22 protein-coding genes are annotated in these 22999 nt (G+C 58.5%); 16 read left to right on the top strand and 6 right to left on the bottom strand.

The window, feature by feature from the left end:
* Positions 1 to 44: 44 nt before the first annotated feature.
* Both tsr and hpaR read right to left on the bottom strand, forming a co-directional pair.
* Positions 45 to 1709: a methyl-accepting chemotaxis protein gene (tsr, locus tag HMPREF3143_RS18815; RefSeq protein ID WP_023293346.1), complete on the bottom strand. Its 1665-nt coding sequence runs from the start codon at positions 1707 to 1709 to the stop codon at positions 45 to 47.
* Positions 1710 to 1792: 83 nt separating this feature from the next.
* Complete coding sequence (gene hpaR / locus HMPREF3143_RS18810) at positions 1793 to 2233, bottom strand: homoprotocatechuate degradation operon regulator HpaR (protein ID WP_008502106.1); 441 nt, start codon at positions 2231 to 2233, stop codon at positions 1793 to 1795.
* A gap of 270 nt (positions 2234 to 2503) precedes the next feature.
* Here hpaR and hpaG point away from each other — a divergent pair, with 270 nt between their 5' ends.
* The 8 genes from hpaG (at position 2504) to hpaA (ending at position 10441) form a co-directional block, all read left to right on the top strand.
* Positions 2504 to 3781 carry a 4-hydroxyphenylacetate degradation bifunctional isomerase/decarboxylase gene (gene hpaG / locus HMPREF3143_RS18805; RefSeq protein ID WP_070534079.1) on the top strand — a complete coding sequence of 426 codons (1278 nt, stop codon included), beginning with the start codon at positions 2504 to 2506 and terminating at the stop codon, positions 3779 to 3781.
* Positions 3778 to 5244: a 5-carboxymethyl-2-hydroxymuconate semialdehyde dehydrogenase gene (gene hpaE, locus HMPREF3143_RS18800; protein WP_069597848.1), complete on the top strand. Its 1467-nt coding sequence runs from the start codon at positions 3778 to 3780 to the stop codon at positions 5242 to 5244. The genes hpaG and hpaE overlap by 4 nt, the downstream gene beginning before the upstream one ends.
* Positions 5245 to 5246: 2 nt before the next feature.
* The gene (gene hpaD / locus HMPREF3143_RS18795; RefSeq protein WP_039023934.1) at positions 5247 to 6098 is read left to right on the top strand and encodes a 3,4-dihydroxyphenylacetate 2,3-dioxygenase; all 852 of its coding nucleotides are present in this window, start codon (positions 5247 to 5249) and stop codon (positions 6096 to 6098) included.
* Between the two features lie 9 nt (positions 6099 to 6107).
* On the top strand, positions 6108 to 6488 hold the full coding sequence (locus HMPREF3143_RS18790; protein WP_008502110.1) for a 5-carboxymethyl-2-hydroxymuconate Delta-isomerase: 381 nt from the start codon (positions 6108 to 6110) through the stop codon (positions 6486 to 6488).
* A 106-nt stretch (positions 6489 to 6594) separates the two neighbouring features.
* Positions 6595 to 7398 (top strand): 2-oxo-hept-4-ene-1,7-dioate hydratase, encoded by an 804-nt coding sequence (gene hpaH, locus HMPREF3143_RS18785; RefSeq protein WP_021240607.1) that lies wholly within the window; start codon positions 6595 to 6597, stop codon positions 7396 to 7398.
* A 9-nt stretch (positions 7399 to 7407) separates the two neighbouring features.
* A complete protein-coding gene (hpaI, locus tag HMPREF3143_RS18780) occupies positions 7408 to 8205 on the top strand; it encodes a 4-hydroxy-2-oxoheptanedioate aldolase (RefSeq protein ID WP_070534078.1) in 798 nt (265 codons plus the stop codon).
* Positions 8206 to 8226: 21 nt separating this feature from the next.
* Complete coding sequence (gene hpaX, locus HMPREF3143_RS18775) at positions 8227 to 9579, top strand: 4-hydroxyphenylacetate permease (protein WP_023345388.1); 1353 nt, start codon at positions 8227 to 8229, stop codon at positions 9577 to 9579.
* The gene (gene hpaA / locus HMPREF3143_RS18770) at positions 9551 to 10441 is read left to right on the top strand and encodes a 4-hydroxyphenylacetate catabolism regulatory protein HpaA (protein WP_063617507.1); all 891 of its coding nucleotides are present in this window, start codon (positions 9551 to 9553) and stop codon (positions 10439 to 10441) included. The genes hpaX and hpaA overlap by 29 nt, the downstream gene beginning before the upstream one ends.
* A 10-nt stretch (positions 10442 to 10451) precedes the next feature.
* Here hpaA and HMPREF3143_RS18765 read toward each other — a convergent pair whose 3' ends face one another.
* Genes HMPREF3143_RS18765 through HMPREF3143_RS18755 form a run of 3 tightly spaced genes read right to left on the bottom strand, consistent with a single transcriptional unit; the run spans position 10452 to position 13239 of the window.
* A complete protein-coding gene (locus HMPREF3143_RS18765; RefSeq protein WP_063617506.1) occupies positions 10452 to 11207 on the bottom strand; it encodes an ABC transporter ATP-binding protein in 756 nt (251 codons plus the stop codon).
* A 2-nt stretch (positions 11208 to 11209) separates the two neighbouring features.
* Positions 11210 to 12238 carry a FecCD family ABC transporter permease gene (locus HMPREF3143_RS18760; protein ID WP_070534077.1) on the bottom strand — a complete coding sequence of 343 codons (1029 nt, stop codon included), beginning with the start codon at positions 12236 to 12238 and terminating at the stop codon, positions 11210 to 11212.
* On the bottom strand, positions 12235 to 13239 hold the full coding sequence (locus HMPREF3143_RS18755) for an ABC transporter substrate-binding protein (protein ID WP_217628557.1): 1005 nt from the start codon (positions 13237 to 13239) through the stop codon (positions 12235 to 12237). Before HMPREF3143_RS18755 ends, HMPREF3143_RS18760 begins: the two co-directional genes overlap by 4 nt.
* Before the next feature lie 222 nt (positions 13240 to 13461).
* Between HMPREF3143_RS18755 and hpaB the strand changes: the two genes are divergently transcribed.
* The 6 genes from hpaB (at position 13462) to yjiA (ending at position 20259) form a co-directional block, all read left to right on the top strand.
* Complete coding sequence (hpaB, locus tag HMPREF3143_RS18750) at positions 13462 to 15024, top strand: 4-hydroxyphenylacetate 3-monooxygenase, oxygenase component (protein WP_008501307.1); 1563 nt, start codon at positions 13462 to 13464, stop codon at positions 15022 to 15024.
* A 17-nt stretch (positions 15025 to 15041) separates the two neighbouring features.
* Positions 15042 to 15554 (top strand): 4-hydroxyphenylacetate 3-monooxygenase reductase subunit, encoded by a 513-nt coding sequence (locus HMPREF3143_RS18745; RefSeq protein WP_044597195.1) that lies wholly within the window; start codon positions 15042 to 15044, stop codon positions 15552 to 15554.
* Between the two features lie 178 nt (positions 15555 to 15732).
* Complete coding sequence (locus HMPREF3143_RS18740; RefSeq protein WP_008501309.1) at positions 15733 to 16650, top strand: helix-turn-helix transcriptional regulator; 918 nt, start codon at positions 15733 to 15735, stop codon at positions 16648 to 16650.
* 191 nt (positions 16651 to 16841) lie between these two features.
* Positions 16842 to 18995: a carbon starvation CstA family protein gene (locus HMPREF3143_RS18735; RefSeq protein WP_025912112.1), complete on the top strand. Its 2154-nt coding sequence runs from the start codon at positions 16842 to 16844 to the stop codon at positions 18993 to 18995.
* Between the two features lie 96 nt (positions 18996 to 19091).
* The gene (locus HMPREF3143_RS18730; protein WP_003856610.1) at positions 19092 to 19295 is read left to right on the top strand and encodes a YbdD/YjiX family protein; all 204 of its coding nucleotides are present in this window, start codon (positions 19092 to 19094) and stop codon (positions 19293 to 19295) included.
* Positions 19296 to 19305: 10 nt separating this feature from the next.
* The gene (gene yjiA / locus HMPREF3143_RS18725) at positions 19306 to 20259 is read left to right on the top strand and encodes a GTPase (RefSeq protein WP_070534073.1); all 954 of its coding nucleotides are present in this window, start codon (positions 19306 to 19308) and stop codon (positions 20257 to 20259) included.
* Between the two features lie 68 nt (positions 20260 to 20327).
* Here yjiA and HMPREF3143_RS18720 read toward each other — a convergent pair whose 3' ends face one another.
* A complete protein-coding gene (locus tag HMPREF3143_RS18720) occupies positions 20328 to 21686 on the bottom strand; it encodes an esterase-like activity of phytase family protein (protein WP_070534071.1) in 1359 nt (452 codons plus the stop codon).
* A gap of 411 nt (positions 21687 to 22097) precedes the next feature.
* Between HMPREF3143_RS18720 and HMPREF3143_RS18715 the strand changes: the two genes are divergently transcribed.
* Positions 22098 to 22643 (top strand): YfaZ family outer membrane protein, encoded by a 546-nt coding sequence (locus HMPREF3143_RS18715; protein ID WP_008501313.1) that lies wholly within the window; start codon positions 22098 to 22100, stop codon positions 22641 to 22643.
* On the top strand, positions 22643 to 22963 hold the full coding sequence (locus HMPREF3143_RS18710; protein ID WP_008501314.1) for a hypothetical protein: 321 nt from the start codon (positions 22643 to 22645) through the stop codon (positions 22961 to 22963). Before HMPREF3143_RS18715 ends, HMPREF3143_RS18710 begins: the two co-directional genes overlap by 1 nt.
* The last annotated feature ends 36 nt before the right edge of the window (positions 22964 to 22999 follow it).

Raw genomic sequence — 22999 nt, 5'->3', positions numbered from 1 at the left:
TAGGCCGGGTAAGGCGTAGCCGCCACCCGGCACAACATACGGCGTTAGAACGTTTCCCAGTTATCACCAGCATCAGCGGTAACCGTTTTACGCGCCATCGCCGGTGCTGCAACGGTTTTCGCAGAAGCGAACTCACGCGCTTTCATCTGCTCCTGCTGAATGCGGAACACCGCCACGGCCTGCGTCAGACGGCTTGCCTGCTCTTCCAGTGCGGCTGCCGCTGCGGCAGACTCTTCCACCAGCGAGGCGTTCTGCTGGGTCACGCGATCCATCTCTGCCACCGCCAGACCGACCTGGTCGATACCGCGGCTCTGCTCGTCAGACGCAGAGGCGATTTCACCCATGATGTCCGTGACGCGGGTGACCGCATTCACGATCTCACCCATGGTTTCACCGGCGCTTTCGACCAGCGTTGAACCCACTTCCACGCGACCCACGGAGTCTTCGATCAGGCTCTTGATCTCGCGTGCCGCCTGGGCGCTGCGCTGGGCCAGGTTACGCACTTCACCTGCCACCACCGCAAAACCACGGCCCTGCTCGCCCGCACGCGCCGCTTCTACCGCCGCGTTCAGTGCCAGGATGTTGGTCTGGAAAGCAATGCCGTCGATCACGCTGATAATGTCGGCAATTTTCTGCGAACTGCCCGCGATATCGCGCATGGTCTGCACCACGTTGTCCACCACTTTGCCGCCTTTCTGCGCGGTTTCAGAGGCGCTCAGCGCAAGATGGCTCGCCTGACGGGCGTTCTCGGCGTTCTGCTTAACGGTCGCCGTCAGCTGCTCCATGCTGGCAGCGGTCTCTTCCAGGGAAGCGGCCTGCTGTTCAGTACGGGAGGAGAGGTCGTTGTTGCCCATCGCGATTTCACTCGCGCCGCTGTAGATCGCATTCGCGCCGTTACGCACGTCGCCAACGGTACGCACCAGTTCGCCCTGCATATGACGCAGCGAGTCGGCCAGTTCACCCATCTCGTTGGTGCCCTGAACCTCAATGCGCTTCACCAGATCGCCGCTGGCGATATGGCGAATGTTGTCGATCAGACGATTCAGCGGAGAGATCAGCGTCTGCTTGATGTTCAGCCAGACGGCCACAATCACCACCAGCACGGCAATCAGGACGCCGATCAGCACCCAGATAGCCTGGCTGTAGGAGCTGTTGCTGTCTTCGACCGCCATCTGGTACAGCTTGTCGTTCTGCTGCAGGTAGCTCACGTACTGTTTCTCAAAACCGTCCTGGTAACTCTGGGTTGGCTGGTCGAAGAAGGCGTTGATTTTGCCCGCGCCCAGCAGCTGAATCAGCTCCGCCAGCGCGCCGTGGTAAATATCATAGTTACGCTTGATCTCCATGGCATCCGCATCGCTTTGACGCGGATCGCGCGGCAGGGCTTCGTAGGCAGCCCAGTTTTTTTCCGCCTGTTTCAGAGACGCAGACGCGATTTGCATCAAATCGTTCACGGTCGCGCCGCTACCGATATTGCTCTGATCCATCATGTAGCGAATACCCGCGCGGTTCAGGGTATTACGGGTTTGCAGCAACGCTACCCAGCTGCCGTTCAGCGTGGACTGTTGCTGGCGAATGGTTTGCAGGACGGTGAAATTCTCTTTGTCATTCTTCAGAGCATTAAAGAAAAGACCACCGGATGTGAGTTGTAAAAGGCCAAATATCGCTAAAACCAGCATTAAGCTGGTGACAATCTTGATACGGTTTAACATGTTTTCTCTTTCCTCAGACAGATACAGAATTTTCGGCCTGGAAAGGGAAAACTTTACGAAATTCATCCTGAAATTTGTGGTTTTTACTCTTCTTCCCGCGCTGCGTTATGTCGGTTTCCGAGTTCAATAAACTCTTCCAGCAGCGCCGTCAGCTGTTTCATCTTCTCCGGCGTATATTCCGCCTCAATCTGCTGATACGCCTCCTCCACCTGCGCCTGGGCGTGCTCATACAGCGCATTGCCCTCTTTGGTCAGCGAGACGTACAGCTTGCGCTGGTCGTTCAGCGGCTTTAAGCGCAGCACCAGACCGTCGCGCTCCATGCGCGTCAGAATGCCGGTCAGGCTCGGGCGCAAAATACAGGTGCGAAACGCCAGATCGTGAAAATCCATCGACGGATGTTCAGCCAGCACGCGCACAATGCGCCACTGCTGCTCGGTCAGGTTATGGCGCTTCACGATCGGTCGGAAGTAGGACATCGCCGCTTCCCGCGCCTGCAGCAGCGCGATGGTTAATGAATCATGCATAGCCTCTCCCCTTCACATCATTAACACGTAAACAATTCATAAAAGATGCTTTTATAAACAACACGTTTTCCGTCAAAAAGTCTAACAGAAACCCACTAAGTTTATTAACCATCTGATTTTAATATCAATAAAAACCAATATATAAATTTATTGTTATTCGTATCACAAATCTTTCACTTCTGATTGCGAAATAATCAGCAAAAGCATAAAACCAGATCATTAACATATTAATGAAATCCAAACCGGACCTCCGGCCTGAGGAGTATGTGAATGAAAGGTACCGTCTTTGCCGTCGCCCTCAACCATCAGAGCCAGCGCGAAGCCTGGCGAGAGGCGTTTGAAAAAGCCCCCTACAACACGCCGCCGAAAACGGCGGTGTGGTTTATCAAACCGCATAACACCGTGATTCGCGCGGGCGACCCCATTCCGTTCCCGCAGGGGGAAACGGTGCTGAGCGGCGCCACGGTAGCGCTGGTGGTCGGTAAAACCGCCAGTAAGGTACGCGTGGAGGACGCCGCGGCGTACATCGCCGGATATGCGCTGGCCAACGAGGTGAGCCTGCCGGAAGAGAGCTTCTACCGTCCGGCCATCAAGGCCAAATGCCGCGACGGATTCTGCCCGCTCGGCGAACCGGTCGCCGTTGATAACGTGGATAGCCTGACCATCATCACCGAGATCAACGGCCGCGAAGCGGACCACTGGAACACCGCCGATCTGCAGCGTAACGCTGCCGAACTGCTGAGCGCCCTGAGCGAGTTCGCCACCCTTAATCCCGGCGATGCGATCCTGCTCGGTACCCCGCACAGCCGCGTTGAGATCCGCCTGGGCGATCGGGTGCGTATTCTGGCGGAAGGGTTTCCACCGCTGGAAAACCCGGTGGTGGACGAGCGCGATGTCACTATTGCGCACCGCACGCCGCCGCACGCCACGCTGTTTGCCCTCGGCCTGAACTATGCCGATCACGCCAGCGAGCTGGACTTCAAGCCGCCCACCGAGCCGCTGGTCTTTATCAAAGCGCCAAACACCTTCAACGGCGACAACCAGACCTCGGTGCGCCCGAACAATATCGAATACATGCACTATGAAGCGGAGCTGGTGGTGGTCATCGGTAAAACGGCCCGCAAGGTGAGCGAAGCCGAGGCGATGGACTATGTTGCGGGCTATACGGTCTGCAACGACTACGCCATTCGTGACTATCTCGAAAACTACTACCGCCCGAACCTGCGGGTAAAAAGCCGCGACGGGCTGACCCCCATTTCCCCCAATATCGTGCCAAAAGAGGCCATTCCCGACCCGCACAACCTCGCCCTGCGCACCTTCGTCAACGGCGAGCTGCGCCAGGAAGGCACCACGGCGGATCTGATCTTCAGCATCCCGTACCTGATCGCGTACCTGAGCGACTTTATGACCCTGCAGCCGGGCGACATGATTGCCACCGGCACGCCGAAGGGGCTCTCCGACGTGGTGCCGGGCGATGAGGTGGTGGTGGAAGTGGAAGGCGTGGGACGCCTGGTGAACCGAATTGTGAGTGAGGAGACGGCAAAATGAAAAAGATTAACCACTGGATAAACGGTAAAAACGTCGCGGGCAGCGACTACTTCCACACCACTAACCCGGCCTCCGGCGAGGTGCTGGCAGAAGTGGCCGCCGGCGGCGAGGCCGAAATCCATCAGGCCGTTGCCGCCGCCAAAGAGGCGTTCCCGAAGTGGGCTAACCTGCCGATGAAGGAGCGCGCGCGCCTGATGCGCCGCCTGGGCGACCTGATCGACCAGAACGTGCCCGAGATCGCCGCCATGGAAACCGCCGATACCGGGCTGCCGATCCACCAGACCAAAAACGTGCTGATCCCGCGCGCCTCGCACAACTTCGAATTTTTCGCCGAGGTGTGCCAGCAGATGAACGGCAAGACCTACCCGGTCGACGACAAGATGCTCAACTACACCCTGGTGCAGCCGGTGGGCGTCTGCGCGCTGGTGTCGCCGTGGAACGTGCCGTTTATGACGGCCACCTGGAAGGTCGCGCCCTGTCTGGCCTTAGGCAATACCGCGGTGCTGAAGATGTCCGAGCTCTCCCCGCTGACCGCCGACCGTCTGGGCGAACTGGCCCTCGAAGCGGGTATTCCGGCGGGCGTGCTGAACGTCGTTCAGGGCTACGGCGCGACGGCAGGCGATGCGCTGGTGCGGCATCACGACGTGCGCGCGGTCTCCTTCACCGGCGGCACCGCCACCGGGCGCAACATCATGAAAAATGCCGGGCTGAAGAAATACTCCATGGAGCTGGGCGGCAAATCCCCGGTACTGATTTTTGAAGACGCGGACATCGAGCGCGCGCTGGACGCCGCCCTGTTCACCATCTTCTCCATCAACGGCGAGCGCTGCACCGCGGGCTCGCGCATCTTCATCCAGCAGAGCATCTACCCGGAATTCGTGAAGCGCTTTGCCGAGCGCGCCAGCCGCCTGCGCGTGGGCGACCCGACCGATCCGAACACCCAGATTGGCGCGCTCATCAGCCAACAGCACTGGGAAAAAGTCTCCGGCTATATCCGCCTCGGCATTGAGGAAGGCGCAACACTGCTGGCGGGCGGCCCGGACAAACCGACCGATCTGCCTGCGCACCTGAAGGGCGGCAACTTCCTGCGCCCGACCGTGCTGGCGGATGTTGATAACCGCATGCGCGTGGCGCAGGAGGAGATCTTCGGGCCGGTGGCCTGCCTGCTGCCGTTCAAGGACGAAGCGGAAGGGCTGCGCCTGGCCAACGACGTGGAGTACGGCCTGGCGTCATACATCTGGACCCAGGACGTGAGCAAGGTACTCCGTCTGGCGCGCAATATCGAAGCGGGGATGGTGTTCGTCAACACCCAGAACGTGCGCGACCTGCGCCAGCCGTTTGGCGGCGTGAAAGCCTCCGGCACCGGCCGCGAGGGGGGCGAGTACAGCTTCGAGGTATTCGCGGAGATGAAGAACGTCTGCATCTCCATGGGCGACCATCCGATTCCAAAGTGGGGGATCTGAAAATGGGCAAATTAGCGTTAGCGGCAAAAATCACCCACGTGCCGTCGATGTATCTCTCCGAACTGCCGGGCAAAAACCACGGCTGCCGCCAGGGCGCCATCGATGGGCATAAAGAAATTAGCAAGCGCTGCCGGGAGCTGGGCGTCGATACCATTATCGTCTTCGACACCCACTGGCTGGTGAACAGCGCGTACCACATTAACTGTGCGGACCATTTTTCGGGCGTCTACACCAGCAACGAGCTACCGCACTTTATCCGCGACATGACCTACGACTACAACGGCAACCCGGAACTCGGCCAGATGATTGCCGACGAGGCGGTGAAGCGTGGCGTGCGCGCCAAAGCGCACAACATTCCGAGCCTCAAGCTTGAGTACGGCACGCTGGTGCCAATGCGCTACATGAACGCGGATAAGCACTTCAAGGTGGTCTCCATCTCGGCGTTCTGCACGGTTCACGACTTCGCCGACAGCCGCAGGCTGGGCGAGGCCATCGTCAGCGCCATCGAAAAATATGACGGCACCGTGGCGGTGCTCGCCAGCGGCTCGCTGTCGCACCGCTTTATCGACGACCAGCGCGCCGAGGAAGGGATGAACAGCTACACCCGGGAGTTCGACCGCCAGATGGACGAGCGCGTGGTGAAGCTGTGGCGCGAGGGTCAGTTCAAAGAATTCTGCAGCATGCTGCCGGAGTACGCCGACTACTGCTACGGCGAGGGCAACATGCACGACACGGTGATGCTGCTGGGGATGCTCGGCTGGGACAAATACGACGGCAAGGTGGAGTTTCTCACCGAGCTGTTCGCCAGCTCCGGCACCGGCCAGGTCAACGCCGTTTTCCCCCTGCCCGCATAAGGAGCCACCATGCCGCACTTTATTGCTGAATGTACCGACAACATCCGCGAGCAGGCCGACCTGCCGGGGCTGTTCGCCAAAGTGAACGAGGCGCTCGCCGCCACGGGCATCTTCCCTATCGGCGGTATCCGCAGCCGCGCCCACTGGCTGGACACCTGGCAGATGGCCGACGGCAAGCACGATTACGCCTTTGTCCATATGACGCTGAAGATTGGCGCGGGGCGCAGCCTGGAGAGCCGGGAAGAGGTCGGTGAAATGCTGTTTGCGCTGATTAAAACGCATTTCGCGGCGCTGATGGCGAGCCGCTATCTGGCGCTGTCGTTTGAGCTGGACGAGCTGCACCCAACGCTCAATTACAAACAAAACAACGTGCACGCGTTGTTTAAGTAGACATCTTTTCCGCCCGGTGGCGCTTCGCTTACCGGACCTACAACGGCTCGAACGTAGGCCGGGTAAGCGCAGCGTCACCCGGCAACAGCCGCATAAAGGATACGCCATGCTCGATAAACACACCCATACCCTGATCGCCCATCGTCTGCATCAGGCGGAGCAGTCCCGGGAGCAGATCCGCCAGATCTCCCTCGACTACCCGACGATCACTATCGACGACGCCTACGCCGTCCAGCGCGAATGGGTGAGCCTGAAGATCGCCGAAGGCCGCGTGCTGAAGGGCCACAAGATCGGCCTCACCTCTAAAGCGATGCAGGCCAGCTCGCAGATCAGCGAGCCGGACTACGGCGCGCTGCTGGACGACATGTTCTTCCATGACGGCAGCGACATTCCCGTCGATCGCTTTATCGTCCCGCGCATTGAAGTGGAGCTGGCGTTCGTGCTGGCAAAACCGCTGCGCGGCCCGAACTGCACGATCTTCGACGTCTACAACGCCACGGATTACGTGATCCCCGCGCTGGAGCTGATCGACGCCCGCTGCCACAACGTCGACCCGGACACCCAGCGCCCGCGCAAGGTGTTCGACACCATCTCCGATAACGCCGCCAACGCGGGCGTGATCCTCGGCGGCCGTCCGATTAAGCCCGACGAGCTGGACCTGCGCTGGATCTCCGCCCTGCTCTACCGCAACGGCGTGATCGAAGAGACCGGCGTGGCCGCAGGCGTCCTGAACCACCCGGCCAACGGCGTGGCGTGGCTGGCCAACAAGCTTGCGCCGTACGACGTGCAGCTTGAGCCTGGCCAGATCGTTCTCGGCGGCTCGTTTACCCGCCCGGTGCCCGCCAGCAGAGGCGACACCTTCCACGTCGACTACGGCAACATGGGCTCCATCAGCTGCCGCTTTGTCTAGGAGATAACCATGCAAAACGCATTCAAAGCGGCGCTGCAGGCGGGCCGCCCGCAAATTGGCCTATGGCTGGGGCTGACCAGCAGCTACAGCGCGGAGCTGCTGGCCGGAGCAGGCTTCGACTGGCTGCTGATCGACGGCGAGCACGCGCCGAACAGCGTGCAGACCGTCCTGACCCAGCTGCAGGCCATCGCCCCTTATCCCAGCCAGCCGGTGGTGCGCCCGTCGTGGAACGACCCGGTGCAGATCAAACAGCTGCTGGACGTGGGCGCACAAACTCTGCTGGTGCCGATGGTACAAAACGCCGACGAAGCGCGGCAGGCGGTACGTGCCACCCGCTACCCGCCCGCGGGCATTCGCGGCGTCGGCAGCGCCCTGGCGCGCGCCTCGCGCTGGAACCGCATTCCGGATTACCTGCAGCAGGCCAACGACGCCATGTGCGTGCTGGTGCAGATCGAAACCCGTGAGGCGCTGAAAAACCTGCCGCAGATCCTGGACGTGGAAGGCGTCGACGGCGTGTTTATCGGCCCGGCGGATCTCAGCGCCGACATGGGCTTTGCCGGCAATCCGCAGCACCCGGAGGTGCAGGCCGCCATTGAACAGGCGATCGCACAGATACGCGCTGCAGGTAAAGCCCCCGGCATCCTGATGGCGAACGAGCAGCTGGCAAAACGCTATCTTGAACTCGGCGCGCGGTTTGTCGCCGTCGGGGTCGACACGACCCTGCTCGCCCGCGGCGCGGAAGCGCTGGCGGCACGCTTTATCGAAAAACCGGTTACGTCAGTTAATAACAATAAATCCGTCTACTAAACGTAAGATCTGGAGCGCACCATGACGACCTCTACCCTGCAAGCCCATGATAATAAAGCCGTTGAACACCGCGTCATTCACAAGCTGTTCCGACGCCTGATCGTCTTTCTCTTTATCCTGTTTGTTTTCTCGTTTCTCGATCGCATCAACATCGGCTTCGCCGGGCTGACGATGGGCAAAGATCTGGGCCTCACCTCAACCATGTTTGGCCTGGCCGCGACGCTCTTTTACGTCACCTACGTGCTGTGCGGGATCCCGAGCAACATCATGCTGGCGAAGATCGGCGCGCGACGCTGGATCGCCGGGATCATGGTAGTGTGGGGTATTGCCTCCACCTGCACCATGTTCGCCACCAGCCCCGAAACCCTTTACGTTCTGCGCATGCTGGTGGGCATTGCCGAAGCCGGTTTTCTGCCGGGGATTCTGGTCTACCTCACCTGGTGGTTCCCGGCCTATCACCGCGCCCGCGCCAACGCGCTGTTTATGATCGCCATGCCGGTGACCATGATGCTCGGCTCGATCCTCTCCGGGTACATTCTGGCGATGGACGGACTGTGGAACCTCAAGGGCTGGCAGTGGCTGTTCCTGCTGGAAGGGCTGCCGTCGGTGGTGCTCGGCGTGGTGACCTGGTTTTACCTCAACGACACGCCGGACCAGGCCACCTGGCTGGATGAGGACGAAAAGCAGGCGCTCAAAACGATGATCGCCCGCGAGCAGGAGGTTGCCATTGCTCAATCCGTCACGCCGCGCTCGACGCTGCGCGAGGTGCTGACCCCGGCGGTACTGCTCTACACGCTGGCCTACTTCTGCCTGACCAATACGCTGAGCGCGATCAACATCTGGACCCCGCAAATCCTGCAAAGCTTTAACACGGGGAGCAGCAACATCGTCATCGGCCTGCTGGCGGCGATCCCGCAGTTCTGCACCATCCTCGGGATGATCTGGTGGAGCCGCCGCTCCGACAGGCTGAAAGAGCGAAAAAAGCACACCATCCTGCCGTACCTGTTCGCCGCGGCGGGATGGATGCTGGCCTCCGCGACGGATCACAGCCTGATCCAGCTGCTTGGCATCATCATGGCCTCAACCGGATCGTTTACCGCCATGGCGATATTCTGGACCACGCCGGATCGGGTGATTAGCCTGCAGTCCCGCGCGGTGGCGCTGGCGGTGATCAACGCCATCGGCAACGTCGGCTCCGCCGTTAGCCCATTGCTGATTGGGATCCTGCGCGACGCGACCGGCAGCTTCAGCTCGGGGCTGTGGTTTGTGGCCGGGCTGCTGGTGGTCGGCGCGCTGGTGCTGACGCGCATTCCGATGACGCAGCGGGATCAACAGAGGAACGATCATGTGCCAGAGCCCTATCGCCAACATTGATATCAGCAAGGAGTACGACGAAAGTCTGGGCACCGACGATGTGCACTACCAGTCGTTCGCCCGCATGGCGGCCTTTTTTGGCCGCGACATGCAGGCGCATCGTCACGACCAGTATTTTCAGATGCACTTTCTCGATACCGGGCAGATTGAGCTCCAGCTCGACGATCACCGCTATTCGGTGCAGGCCCCGCTGTTCGTCCTCACCCCGCCGTCGGTGCCGCACGCGTTTATCACCGAATCCGACAGCGACGGACACGTGCTGACGGTGCGCGAGGATCTGATCTGGCCGCTGCTTGAGGTGCTCTACCCCGGCACGCGGGAGGCGTTTGGCCTGCCGGGGATCTGCCTTTCGCTTGCCGACAGGCCGGACGAGCTGGCGGCGCTGAAGCACTACTGGCAGCTGATTGCCCGGGAATCCACGGAGCAGCTGCCCGGGCGCGAGCATACTCTGGTCCTGCTGGCCCAGGCGGTTTTCACCCTGCTGCTGCGCAACGCGAAGCTCGACGACCACGCGTCAGGCGGCATGCGCGGCGAGCTGAAGCTGTTCCAGCGGTTTACCCAGCTGATCGACACCCACTACCACCAGCACTGGACGGTGCCGGAATACGCCAGCGAGCTGCACCTGACCGAATCCCGCCTGACCGATATCTGTCGCCGCTTCGCCAACCGCCCGCCAAAACGGCTGATCTTCGACCGCCAGCTGCGCGAGGCCCGACGACTGCTGCTCTTCTCCGACAGCACGGTCAGCGAGATTGCCTGGCAGCTGGGGTTCAAAGATCCGGCCTATTTCGCCCGCTTTTTTAATCGCTTAGTGGGGTGCTCGCCGAGCGCGTATCGGGCGCAGAAAGTACCGATCTCTTAGAATGAGACCTTCAGACGTACTGGATGTTCATCGTGCCGCGATCGGTTCGATAGATGGAGGCATCCACCTGCCAGGTTGACTGAATCAGCTCCGGCGTAAGCACGGCGGCAGGTTCACCGGATGCCACAACTCTTCCTTCATTCAGAACGACAAGGTGCTGACAATAATTCGCCGCCAGATTGAGATCGTGTAAAGCCACGATGACGGTAACAGGCAACGCGGTAACAAGACGCATCAGCTCAAGCTGGAACTGGATGTCCAGATGGTTAATCGGCTCGTCCAGCAGCAGAATATCCGGCTGTTGAGTGAGCGCACGCGCTATCTGGCATCGCTGACGCTCACCGCCAGAGAGCCTCTGCCAGGCTCGGTGGGCCAGGGCATTAAGTTTCATCATCGAAAGCGCCTGCTGTACCGCATCCTCATCAGCCTGATGCCAGGGCGTAAACGCTCTGCGATGCGGTGTGCGCCCAAGGCGAACAATATCAAGAACGCTCATTTCCGCCTCCGCTTCCGCATGTTGCGGAACGAAAGCCAGCTTGCGGGAAAGCTGACGCTGGCTCAGGGTATTCGTCTGCTTACCGCCCATTGTGATTCCGGCATAAGTGCAGGGCTGGACGCCCGCCATGGCACGGATCAATGTCGATTTTCCCGACCCGTTAGGGCCGAGTAGCCCTACCGTTTGCGACCGTTGTGCCATAAAACTGATGTCAGACAACACCCGGCGCGCCTGGAGCGTCACGCTCAGCTTATCCACCACGACATGCATGCTTATTTCTCCCGGTTACGGTACAGAATCAGGGCAAAAACAGGCGCACCAACCAGGGCGGTGACCACACCAACTGGCAAAACCTGGTGGCTAATCAGCATGCGTGAAATCAGGTCTGCAAGGATCATGAAATGACACCCGCCGAGGAAGGCGAGAGGGACAGTGAGCAAATGGCGGTGCCCAGCAATCATGCGGGTAATATGCGGGATGACCAGCCCAACAAAGCCCACCGCACCAATAGCACTGACGATGACCGCCGTTATCAGCGCGGTGGTCAGCAGTAAAATCACGCGTACCCGCTGAACGCGTGTGCCAAGCGTCGCGGAAACGTCCATGCCGAAATTAAAGGTATCCAGTGAACGGGCGTAGCAGATCGTTATCAGCAACCCTGCCACAACGACGGTGAAGCACAGGAGTGCATCAGCCCAGCGCACACCGCTCAGACTCCCCAGCAGCCAGAACATGACCCCACGAGACTCCTCCGCGTTAGCCGACGTACTGACAATGTACGACGTGAGCGCGTTAAACAGCTGCGTACCGGCGATTCCGGCCAGTACAATCCGTGCTGCCTTCTCGCGCATACCGCCTGATAAGACGACGATCAGCAGAAACGCCATACAGGCACCAATAAACGCTCCGGCGCCTGTCGTAAGGACACCGCTGCCAATCCCCAACAGCATTACGCTGACGGCACCGGTTGAGGCACCGGCAGAGATCCCCAGCAGGTAAGGGTCCGCAAGCGAATTACGCAACAGCGACTGCATGACCAGACCGCACAACGCCAGGCCACCGCCGCTGCTGGCCGCCATCAGCGCACGACTCATACGGTATTGCCAGACAATTCCGGCTTCAACGGCAGGCAAATCGACGTGGGTGATACCCAGACCATTGGTTATTGCCCAAAACGCAGTGGCATAGCTCACCGGTATATCACCAGTCGCAGCAGCCAGCGTTATCATGATCGGTAGACTCAGGATCCCAGCGCAGATGATCGTGCCGGTTCGCCAGTAATAAACGGTCTTGTGCATCATCTGGCTTGAGTCATCTCTTTCATATGCTGGCCGATGAGCTCAACCGCTTCGACGTTACGCAGTGAGGGATCCAGCGACATGGCAGGAACCACCACGATATTCCCTTGCCTGACCGCAGCCATTTCACGCGTGACGGGATCGGTTTCCAGGAACCGTTTTTTTGTCACCACGTCATCTGCGGGATGCAGTCGTCTGTCCATACTCGCGATGACGATAATATCAGGCTGAGATTTAACGATATGTTCCCACGTCACCGCAGGCCACTCCTCGCCAGAATCGATGATATTTGTCAGACCAAGGGTTTTACTGATCCAGTCTGGTGCGCCTTTATTGCCCGCTACCCACGGATCGCCTTTCAGGCGGGAGCTTGAAAACCAGTAAACCACCTTAAGCGGCGCCTGCGCATGCTGCTGCGCGGCGGCAATGCGCCCGGAAACTTTCTGTTTCAGCGCTTCGCCACGTGCCGGTACGTCAAAAATGCGAGCCAGAGCCGTAATCTCTTCAAGAATGATATCAATGGAGTAAGGCGCAGAGCGTGCGCCGTCGCCATTGGAGGTGGCTGTGACGGCCTTATTGGTACAGTCGGCTGGCGAGATCCAGGTCTTGATGCCTAACTGTTCAAATTGCTGACGCGTAGCAACCTCACCTTGCGGCCCGACATGCCAACTGTACTGGGCGAGAACAAGCTCAGGACGTTGAGCGACTACGGCTTCGAACCCAGGAGCATTCTCTGCCAGTCGCTTAAGTCTGGCACCCTGCGCGCTGACATCGTCGGGTAAGGCGCCAAACCAGACGGTAGTACCCGCAATCTTATCTGCCAGCCCCAGGGCGAGCATCAGTTCTGTTTCGTGCTGACCAATTGTCACCACGCGTGAAGGGGCATGCGTGAAGGTTTCTTTAATGCCGCAGTTTTCGATGGTTATCGGATAACGAGTATCAGCCGTGCTCACCAGAGGAAAGGTCAGCAATGCAGAGAGCATAAGGGGGATTGTAAATTTCATCATTTCGCTTAAAGTTATGTTATAACATAACAATATGCACAGTATAAAACATGCTGTCAAGTCAACGCGAGGCGAGGCGACAACGATCACAAAGCCCATACCCACCCGAAAAGTACCCGTCGTTGTCCCAATCGTCCCTTCACGTTACGCCCCTCTCAGGCTTCAATTAAACAACAAAAACAAAACATAAATTTAACAACACAATTCCGATACGAGGTCCCTATGAAGCCTGAAGAGTTCCGCGCTGATGCCAAACGCCCGTTAACCGGCGAAGAGTATTTAAAAAGCCTGCAGGACGGACGCGAGATTTACATCTACGGCGAGCGCGTCAAAGACGTCACCACCCATCCGGCGTTTCGCAATGCGGCGGCCTCCATCGCGCAGATGTACGACGCGCTGCACAAGCCGGACATGCAGGACACGCTCTGCTGGGGCACCGACACCGGCAGCGGCGGCTATACCCACAAGTTCTTCCGCGTGGCGAAAAGCGCCGACGACCTGCGCCAGCAGCGCGACGCCATCGCCGAGTGGTCGCGCCTGAGCTACGGCTGGATGGGCCGCACGCCGGACTACAAAGCCGCGTTCGGCTGCGCGCTGGGCGCCAACCCGGCCTTCTACGGCCAGTTCGAGCAGAACGCCCGCAACTGGTACACCCGCATTCAGGAAACCGGCCTGTACTTCAACCACGCCATCGTTAACCCGCCGATCGACCGCCACAAGCCGGCGGACGAGGTGAAAGACGTCTACATCAAGCTGGAGAAAGAGACCGACGCCGGGATTATCGTCAGCGGCGCGAAAGTGGTGGCCACCAACTCCGCCCTGACCCACTACAACATGATCGGCTTCGGCTCCGCGCAGGTGATGGGCGAAAACCCGGACTTCGCGCTGATGTTCGTCGCGCCGATGGATGCCGAGGGCGTGAAGCTGATCTCCCGCGCCTCCTATGAGATGGTGGCAGGCGCAACCGGCTCCCCTTACGACTACCCGCTCTCCAGCCGCTTTGACGAGAACGACGCCATTCTGGTAATGGATCACGTGCTGATCCCGTGGGAAAACGTGCTGATCTACCGCGATTTCGACCGCTGCCGCCGCTGGACGATGGAAGGCGGTTTCGCCCGCATGTACCCGCTGCAGGCCTGCGTGCGCCTGGCGGTGAAGCTCGACTTCATCACCGCCCTGCTGAAGAAATCCCTGGAGTGTACCGGCACCCTGGAGTTCCGCGGCGTGCAGGCGGATCTCGGCGAAGTGGTGGCCTGGCGCAACATGTTCTGGGCGCTGAGCGACTCCATGTGCTCCGAAGCCACCCCGTGGGTCAACGGTGCGTATCTTCCTGACCACGCGGCGCTGCAGACCTACCGCGTGATGGCCCCGATGGCCTACGCCAAGATCAAGAACATCATCGAGCGTAACGTCACTTCCGGGCTGATCTACCTGCCGTCCAGCGCGCGGGACCTGAACAACCCGCAGATTGACCAGTATCTGGCGAAATACGTGCGCGGCTCCAACGGCATGGACCACGTCGAACGCATCAAGATTTTGAAGCTGATGTGGGACGCCATCGGCAGCGAGTTTGGCGGCCGTCACGAGCTGTACGAAATTAACTACTCCGGCAGCCAGGATGAAATTCGCCTGCAGTGTCTGCGCCAGGCGCAGAGCTCCGGCAATATGGACAAGATGATGGCGATGGTCGACCGCTGTATGTCCGAATACGACCAACACGGCTGGACGGTGCCACACCTGCACAACAACAGCGATATCAACATGCTGGACAAGCTGCTGAAATAGCGCAGCGGGAGGTTGCAATGCATTCAGATGAACAACGCCTGCGTTTTCGCGACGCAATGAGTAGCCTGTCGGCGGCGGTTAACGTGGTCACCACCGAGGGCGAGGCGGGCCGCTGCGGCATCACCGCCACCGCCGTCTGCTCGGTCACGGACACCCCGCCGTCGGTCATGGTGTGCATCAACGCCAACAGCGCCATGAACCCGGTATTCCAGGGCAACGGCAGGCTGTGCGTTAACGTGCTGAACCACGAGCAGGAGATCATGGCGCGCCATTTCGCCGGGATGACCGGTATGACGATGGAAGAGCGCTTTGCCCTCTCCTGCTGGCAGAAAGGGCCGCTGGCGCAGCCGGTGTTGAAGGGCGCGCTGGCCAGCCTTGAAGGCGAAATAAGCCAGGTGCAAACCATCGGCACGCATCTGGTTTATCTGGTTGAAATTAAAAACATCATTCTGAGTGACGCGGGCCATGGCCTGATCTACTTCAGACGCCGCTTCCACCCGGTCATGCTGGAGACGGAAGTCGCCGTGTGATCCCCCCTCGCGCTGGCCTTTTTTCCGGCCAGCGCCGCTTTCTGCAAAAACTCCTAAGGTTTCCGCTAAATCACGCCGTTATATACCCATAAGAGAAATTTTCTGTGCCTGAATACTGACGCCGCCTGTCAGTGCACCCGCATCATTCAGCGCATACCTATATATACAGGATGACCTTATGGCTAAAACGACGCGGAGCCGCTCGGCTGAACGTCTGGTCGATATTCTCCTTGAGCTACATTTAAACGGTGTGGTAAACCGCGGTGCGCTAATGGAGAAATTTAAAATTACCGAACGCACCGTCTACCGGGATTTAAATGCCCTCTCGCCCATTGTTGAACATACCGGTAACGGTCTATATCGGCTGATTCATTCCGCACAATCGCCGGGTGGGCAAGGATTGCATCACACTCTGGCTAACTTTCTGAATGCCGACAGCTTTTTCCCTGAAAGAAATATGGAATTCTGGCAAAAGCTTGAAACGCGCGTAGACGAAAACCATATTCTTATTCTTGGCAATGAAGCGGAACATACGGTAGAACGCGATATTCGCCGTCATTTAACGAAAATCGAGAAATCGATTAAAAACCATAATGTTTGCCAGATCGTTTATAAGGGTAAAACCCGCCTGATTAATCCCTATAAACTCATTAACAAAAAAAATATATGGTATTTACAAGCCACCGAAAATAGCCGGCTGAAATCCTTCTCATTGAGCCAGATTAGCTGGTTTGATATTCAGAAAACGACCTTCACTCCCGAAGAAAATGTTCTTGAGCTGCTGGAGAAAAGCCTCGATCCCTGGGTGTCCGAAGATACTTTCGCGGTGAAAATATTTATCAAAGATAATATTTCACATTACTTCCTGCGCCGGGATCTTCTGCCGGAACAGGAGCTGCTAGAGGAGCAGCAGGACGGCGTCACGCTGCGCTGCCAGGCGGCCCACGAGAACCAGATCCTGCCGCTGCTGTTCTACTGGCTCCCCCATATTCAGATCCTGGAACCGAGCTGGCTGAAGGAGAAACTCATCAGGACGCTGGAGAGCTATCTGGCCGTAGAGCGCAACCCGAATAATCAAGTGATCTCAATCACATAATTTCGCCCTCCGGCGGCGCGCCGAAACCGCTCGTCGCCGCCTTTGACCGCTCACCCGGCACTTTCAACCACTCATTCATTTACCGTCCTTTTCGCGCGCGGGGATCTGGCACGATCGCTCCAGCATTAATCAATACCTCCTCACAACGAACCCTGACCCTTTTTTCTTTACATAAAAAACCAGGTCTTACTATGGATACTAAAAAACTACTGAAGCACGTGCCCTGGGCCTTACTCGGGATCCTCGGTGCTTTCTGTCTGGCGGTTGTCGCATTACGCCGGGGCGAACACGTCAGCGCCCTGTGGATCGTGGTCGCGTCGGTTTCCGTCTACCTTGTGGCTTATCGCTACTACAGCTTATACATCGCGCAGAAGGTCATGAAGCTCGACCCGACGCGTGCCACCCCGGCGGTCATTAACAATGACGGCCTGAACTACGTGCCTACCAACCGCTACGTGCTGTTTGGTCACCACTTTGCCGCCATCGCAGGCGCTGGCCCGCTGGTCGGCCCGGTACTGGCCGCGCAGATGGGCTACCTGCCGGGTACGCTCTGGCTGCTGGCGGGCGTGGTGCTGGCGGGGGCGGTGCAGGACTTTATGGTGCTGTTTATCTCCTCGCGCCGTAACGGTTCGTCGCTGGGTGAGATGATCAAAGAAGAGATGGGCCGCGTGCCGGGCACCATCGCCCTCTTTGGCTGCTTCCTGATCATGATCATCATCCTCGCGGTGCTGGCGCTGATCGTGGTGAAAGCGCTGGCCGAAAGTCCGTGGGGCGTCTTCACCGTCTGCTCTACCGTACCGATTGCGCTGTTCATGGGCATCTACATGCGCTTCCTGCGCCCTGGCCGCGTTGGCGAGGTCTCGGTGATCGGTATCGTGCTGCTGGTCGCCTCCATCTACTTCGGCGGCGTGATTGCGCACGACCCGTACTGGGGCCCGGCGCTGACCTTTAAAGACACCACCATCACCTTCGCGCTGATCGGTTACGCATTCGTTTCTGCCCTGCTGCCGGTGTGGCTGATTTTGGCTCCGCGCGACTACCTGGCGACCTTCCTGAAAATCGGCGTGATCGTCGGGCTGGCAATCGGGATTGTGATCATCAACCCTGAGCTGAAAATGCCGGCGGTAACCCAGTACATTGACGGTACCGGTCCGCTGTGGAAAGGCGCCCTGTTCCCGTTCCTGTTTATCACTATCGCCTGCGGTGCCGTGTCTGGCTTCCACGCGCTGATCTCCTCCGGCACCACGCCGAAGCTGATGGCCAATGAAACCGACGCGCGCTTCATCGGTTACGGCGCAATGCTCATGGAGTCCTTCGTGGCGATCATGGCGCTGGTTGCGGCGTCGATTATCGAGCCTGGCCTGTACTTCGCGATGAACACGCCACCAGCGGGTCTGGGCATCACCATGCCTAACCTGCATGAGATGGGCGGCGAAAATACCGCGCTGATCATGGCGCAGCTGAAAGAGGCCAGCGCACACGCGGCGGCGACCGTCAGCTCCTGGGGCTTTGTGATTTCGCCTGAGCAGATCATGCAGACCGCGAAAGACATCGGCGAACCGTCCGTGCTGAACCGCGCAGGTGGTGCACCGACGCTGGCGGTAGGTATCGCACACGTGTTCCACAAAGTGCTGCCGTGGGCGGACATGGGCTTCTGGTACCACTTCGGTATTCTGTTCGAAGCGCTGTTCATCCTCACCGCGCTGGATGCCGGTACCCGTGCGGGCCGCTTCATGCTGCAGGATCTGCTGGGTAACTTCGTGCCGTTCCTGAAGAAAACCGACTCTCTGGTGGCGGGCGTACTCGGGACCGCGGGCTGCGTAGGCCTGTGGGGTTACCTGCTGTATCAGGGCGTGGTTGACCCACTCGGCGGCGTGAAGAGCCTGTGGCCGCTGTTCGGTATCTCTAACCAGATGCTGGCGGCCGTGGCCCTGGTGCTGGGTACCGTGGTCCTCGTGAAGATGAAACGTACCAAATACATCTGGGTCACCGTGGTGCCTGCGCTGTGGCTGCTGCTCTGCACCACCTGGGCGCTGGGTCTGAAGCTGTTCAGCACCAACCCGCAGCTGGAAGGCTTCTTCTTCATGGCTAACCAGTACAAAGAGAAGATTGCTGCAGGCGGCGCGGATTTAACCGCGCAGCAGATTGCCAACATGAACCATATCGTGGTGAACAACTACACCAACGCGGGTCTGAGCATTCTGTTCCTGGTGGTGGTGTACAGCATCATCTTCTACGGCATCAAAACCTGGATGAAAGTGCGCAACATCAATGGCCGCACGGATAAAGAAACCCCGTACGTGCCGGTACCGGAAGGCGGCGTGAAGACCTCTTCACACCACTAAAACAATGGCGGGTGGCGCTGCGCTGACCCGCCCTACAACGGTGCTGTAGGCCCGGATCGCTGCGCGCCACCGGGCTTTTTCTTATCAGGACACGTTATGTTTGGTAACTTAGGCGAAGCAAAAAAATACCTCGGTCAGGCGGCGAAAATGCTGATTGGCATCCCGGACTATGACAACTACGTTGAGCACATGAAGACCAACCATCCGGATAAGCCGTACATGACCTACACCGAATTCTTCCGCGAGCGTCAGGAAGCGCGCTACGGCGGAAGTGGAGAAGGCGGCGTCCGCTGCTGCTAAAGGAGAGACCATGACCCCGATTGCCGTTACCCTGCTGACCGGTTTCCTCGGCGCCGGTAAAACCACCCTGCTGCGCCACATCCTGAACGAGCAGCACGGCTTCAAAATCGCCGTCATCGAAAACGAATTTGGCGAAGTCTCCGTAGACGACCAGCTGATTGGCGATCGCGCCACGCAGATCAAAACCCTGACCAACGGCTGCATCTGCTGCACCCGCTCTAACGAGCTGGAAGATGCCCTGCTGGACCTGCTCGACAGCCGCGATCGCAGCGACATCGACTTTGACCGTCTGGTGATCGAGTGCACCGGCATGGCCGACCCCGGCCCGATCATTCAGACCTTTTTCTCGCACGAGATCCTTTGCCAGCGCTACCTGCTGGACGGCGTCATTGCCCTGGTCGATGCGGTCCACGCCGACGATCAGATGAACCAGTTCACCATCGCCCAGTCTCAGGTGGGCTACGCCGACCGCATCCTGCTGACCAAAACCGACGTGGCGGGCGAAAGCGAAAAACTTCGCGAGCGCCTGACCCGCATCAACTCCCGCGCGCCGATTTACACGGTGACGCACGGCGATATCGACCTGTCTCAGCTGTTCAACACCAGCGGCTTTATGCTGGAGGAGAACGTCACCGCAAAACCGCGCTTCCACTTTATGTCCGACAAGCAAAACGACGTGGCGTCGATTGTGGTGGAGCTGGATTACCCGGTGGACATCAGCGAGGTCTCCCGCGTGATGGAGAACCTGCTGCTGTCGTTTGCCGACAGGCTGCTGCGCTACAAAGGGATGCTGTGGATTGACGGCGAGCCGAACCGCCTGCTGTTCCAGGGCGTGCAGCGCCTGTACAGCGCCGACTGGGACCGACCGTGGGGCGATGAAGCGCCGCACAGCGTGATGGTGTTTATAGGCATCCAGCTGCCGGAAGAGGAGATTCGGGCGGCGTTTGCGGGTCTGAAGAAATAGCCTCCCCGCTTAACTATGCGATCCGAACAATCCCCTCTCCCCTGTGGGGAGAGGGGTGAGCGGTAAACTTATTTCACCGCCTCCGGCAGCGTCACAATCCACAGCTCGCTGTCGGACTCCGGCTTCTTCAGCGGCTTCACGCTGAGCGTGGTTTCCACCGGTTTATCCTCCAGCGTCAGCTTGCCTTCCGCGTTCACCCGGTAATCCTTAAGCTTCTTGCCCTCGACCGGGTTTTGTATCGCGACCTTCACGCCAAAGTCGTTATCGTTCGCCACCGCAAGCGTTTTGCTGTCGATCAGCGCCAGTCCTTCAGCCTTCTCCTGCTGCCAGCCCAGCGCGCGGAGATCGACCACCTGCGTTTTTGCCGCAAGGGTAATGCCGCGCTGCGCCAGGGTTTTCTCATCATCAAACTCCGGGTACTCGCCCGGCTTGTCGAAGGCGGAAAGATCGCTCGCCTTGCTGAGATCCACCTTGTAAATCAGGTTGCGCATCCCGTCGTTTTTATCGCTTCCCTGCTCAATCAGCAGGATGTGCTGATTATCGAGCGCCACGATGTCGCCGATTTTGGCATCGCTGTTTTTGTCGTAGGCCGCGCTGTCGATAGGGTAACCGTACATCGCGGTTTTGCCGGTCGCCGGGTCGAAGCTCACCAGACGGGTGAACAGCGCCTGCTTTTTGCTCTTCCCGTCGATGTCCAGCGTGCTTTGCACGGCGGCGATAATCCGCCCGTCCGGCATCCGGGTCAGGCCTTCAAAGCCCCGGTTGGGCTGGCGCCATTTGATGATGTTTGGCAGACCGCCCGCGATAGATTTTTCCCCTTCCGCGGCCTGCGGCCCGTGGATCGCGAGGATTTTCCCTTTGCTGTCGACGTTAATCAGGAACGGGCCGTACTCGTCGCACAGCCAGTAGCCGCCTTTGCCGTCCGGCGTAATGCCTTCCGTATCCAGTCCGCGGTTATCACCTTTCAGGACCTTGAGGGTGTCGCTGAACGCCACTTCATTGGTGGAGCCAATCACGCCGCTTTGCAGCGGGAGACCGTTAATCTCGCCTTTATCGTCGTGCAGCGGGCGGGCATCAACCGCCTCCGCTTTGCCGTTCTGGACGCGGATGGTCATCAGGAGCGGCGCGAAATCCGGCGTAACAAAGATTTTGGCTTCGTTTTTACCCATTTTTGGCGCATCGGCGTTGGGACCGCGATCGGTCACGGTCGCAAACGTCAGGGCATCGCCCTGCTTGCCCGTAAACAGCAGGCCAGAGCCAATCCCCACCGGGAGCCCGTTCGGGAACGCATCGGCAAACGCGCCGCTGTATTTCACATGGGAGCCGTCAGGGAAGCTGACGATATAGCGCTCAGCGGTAGGCTGCGCAGCCAGGCCAGAGAAAGAGAGCGCACAACCGATAAGCACAGGAATAATTTTTCTTTTCATATTGTTAGTGTCCAGTGAGTGAAGCCAACAACGTAAAGAATAAACGTGTCAGAAAAATGACATAGAAAGGCAACCGACGTGCGCGGGTGAACGTATATTCATTGCCCTGAAATGTAAGGTTGTGTTGTATTGTGTGACATCTGAAATACTTCTGGAAATTATTAGAAACCCAATTAATTCACCTCTAATCACTATCCCTTCCTCGTTCAGTTTATGTTTAGTCAAAAAATTAAACGGTGCCTAAACGTCCAAACATCACGCGTTGACACCTCGACAATCAAACATCAATGCAACATTTCAAATAAAAAAGTTAACAATATCAGCATAAAACAGCGACCTTCATCACATTTGCAGTCATAAACATCGCTTGTTAAGGTGCCCCCAGATGAATTTAATGACGAGGCATAAAACATGAAAAAACTGAATATCCTTCTTCTTTCTGCTCTGACCGCCCTCTCGGGTTCCGCTCTGGCAATGGGCGGCAGCATTGAGCAGGGTAAAAACTTTACCAACCTCAACCTCGAGATGGGGAAATCCTCATCCGGCCTGTATGCCGAAAGCAACTGGCTTAAAAACACCGATGACGGTACCCAGACCGGCGGCGTGGGCGCAGGCTACAACCTGGAAGTGGGCCCGGTGATGCTGAATGCGGGTGCCAAAGCCATTTACATCGGCCCGAAGAAAGGCGATAACGGCGTGGCGTTCCCGATCGGCGGTGGTGTGAACGTTGCCCTGACCGACAGCATCCACGTGTACGGTGAAGGCTACGTGGCGCCAGAAGGGCTGAACAACAGCGTGAAAAACTACGTGGAAGCCAACGGCGGCGTAAGCTGGACGCCAATTACGCCTGTGACCCTGAAAGTGGGTTACCGCCACGTGAGCGTTGATGGCAAGGACGGCCGCCCTGGCCACACACTGATTGACGGCGCATATGTAGGCGGTGGAGTCACCTTCTGATGAAACACCGCATGACCGCGCTTTGCGTTCTGAGCCTCACGCTGATGCTCACCGGCTGCGTCCAGTACAAATGGGTGAAACCGGGCGTCAGCGATGCGGAAATGAATAAAAAGCTCACGGAATGCGAAGCGCAGGCGCTGATCGATCTTCCCCCGGATAACGTGGTGACCGGTTCGAGCTCGGAAAAAACGGACAAATCGAAAAAGAAAAAGGATATTTCCACGAGCTACACGGTTGAAGACGCGAATGAATATCGCCGGGATACGCTGGTTGACAGCTGCATGTTCAAAAGCGGCTGGGACAAGATCGAAGTGCAATAACTCCATAAAAAAACCTGCCGGTTGGCAGGTTTTTTT

The organism is Enterobacter sp. HMSC16D10 (assembly GCF_001807145.1).
Lineage (GTDB): Bacteria > Pseudomonadota > Gammaproteobacteria > Enterobacterales > Enterobacteriaceae > Enterobacter > Enterobacter roggenkampii.
This window is presented reverse-complemented; position numbering and strand designations above follow the sequence as displayed.

Coding starts and splice junctions, on each gene's coding strand:
- HMPREF3143_RS18765 (WP_063617506.1), bottom strand. CDS start 11,207: ATGCATGTCGTGGTGGATAAGCTGAGCGTGACGCTCCAGGCGCGCCGG.
- HMPREF3143_RS18715 (WP_008501313.1), top strand. CDS start 22,098: ATGAAAAAACTGAATATCCTTCTTCTTTCTGCTCTGACCGCCCTCTCG.
- HMPREF3143_RS18755 (WP_217628557.1), bottom strand. CDS start 13,239: ATGAAATTTACAATCCCCCTTATGCTCTCTGCATTGCTGACCTTTCCT.
- hpaG (WP_070534079.1), top strand. CDS start 2,504: ATGAAAGGTACCGTCTTTGCCGTCGCCCTCAACCATCAGAGCCAGCGC.
- hpaA (WP_063617507.1), top strand. CDS start 9,551: ATGTGCCAGAGCCCTATCGCCAACATTGATATCAGCAAGGAGTACGAC.
- HMPREF3143_RS18760 (WP_070534077.1), bottom strand. CDS start 12,238: ATGATGCACAAGACCGTTTATTACTGGCGAACCGGCACGATCATCTGC.
- HMPREF3143_RS18790 (WP_008502110.1), top strand. CDS start 6,108: ATGCCGCACTTTATTGCTGAATGTACCGACAACATCCGCGAGCAGGCC.
- HMPREF3143_RS18720 (WP_070534071.1), bottom strand. CDS start 21,686: ATGAAAAGAAAAATTATTCCTGTGCTTATCGGTTGTGCGCTCTCTTTC.
- hpaE (WP_069597848.1), top strand. CDS start 3,778: ATGAAAAAGATTAACCACTGGATAAACGGTAAAAACGTCGCGGGCAGC.
- tsr (WP_023293346.1), bottom strand. CDS start 1,709: ATGTTAAACCGTATCAAGATTGTCACCAGCTTAATGCTGGTTTTAGCG.
- hpaR (WP_008502106.1), bottom strand. CDS start 2,233: ATGCATGATTCATTAACCATCGCGCTGCTGCAGGCGCGGGAAGCGGCG.
- HMPREF3143_RS18710 (WP_008501314.1), top strand. CDS start 22,643: ATGAAACACCGCATGACCGCGCTTTGCGTTCTGAGCCTCACGCTGATG.
- HMPREF3143_RS18730 (WP_003856610.1), top strand. CDS start 19,092: ATGTTTGGTAACTTAGGCGAAGCAAAAAAATACCTCGGTCAGGCGGCG.
- hpaD (WP_039023934.1), top strand. CDS start 5,247: ATGGGCAAATTAGCGTTAGCGGCAAAAATCACCCACGTGCCGTCGATG.
- hpaI (WP_070534078.1), top strand. CDS start 7,408: ATGCAAAACGCATTCAAAGCGGCGCTGCAGGCGGGCCGCCCGCAAATT.
- yjiA (WP_070534073.1), top strand. CDS start 19,306: ATGACCCCGATTGCCGTTACCCTGCTGACCGGTTTCCTCGGCGCCGGT.
- HMPREF3143_RS18745 (WP_044597195.1), top strand. CDS start 15,042: ATGCATTCAGATGAACAACGCCTGCGTTTTCGCGACGCAATGAGTAGC.
- hpaB (WP_008501307.1), top strand. CDS start 13,462: ATGAAGCCTGAAGAGTTCCGCGCTGATGCCAAACGCCCGTTAACCGGC.
- hpaX (WP_023345388.1), top strand. CDS start 8,227: ATGACGACCTCTACCCTGCAAGCCCATGATAATAAAGCCGTTGAACAC.
- hpaH (WP_021240607.1), top strand. CDS start 6,595: ATGCTCGATAAACACACCCATACCCTGATCGCCCATCGTCTGCATCAG.
- HMPREF3143_RS18740 (WP_008501309.1), top strand. CDS start 15,733: ATGGCTAAAACGACGCGGAGCCGCTCGGCTGAACGTCTGGTCGATATT.
- HMPREF3143_RS18735 (WP_025912112.1), top strand. CDS start 16,842: ATGGATACTAAAAAACTACTGAAGCACGTGCCCTGGGCCTTACTCGGG.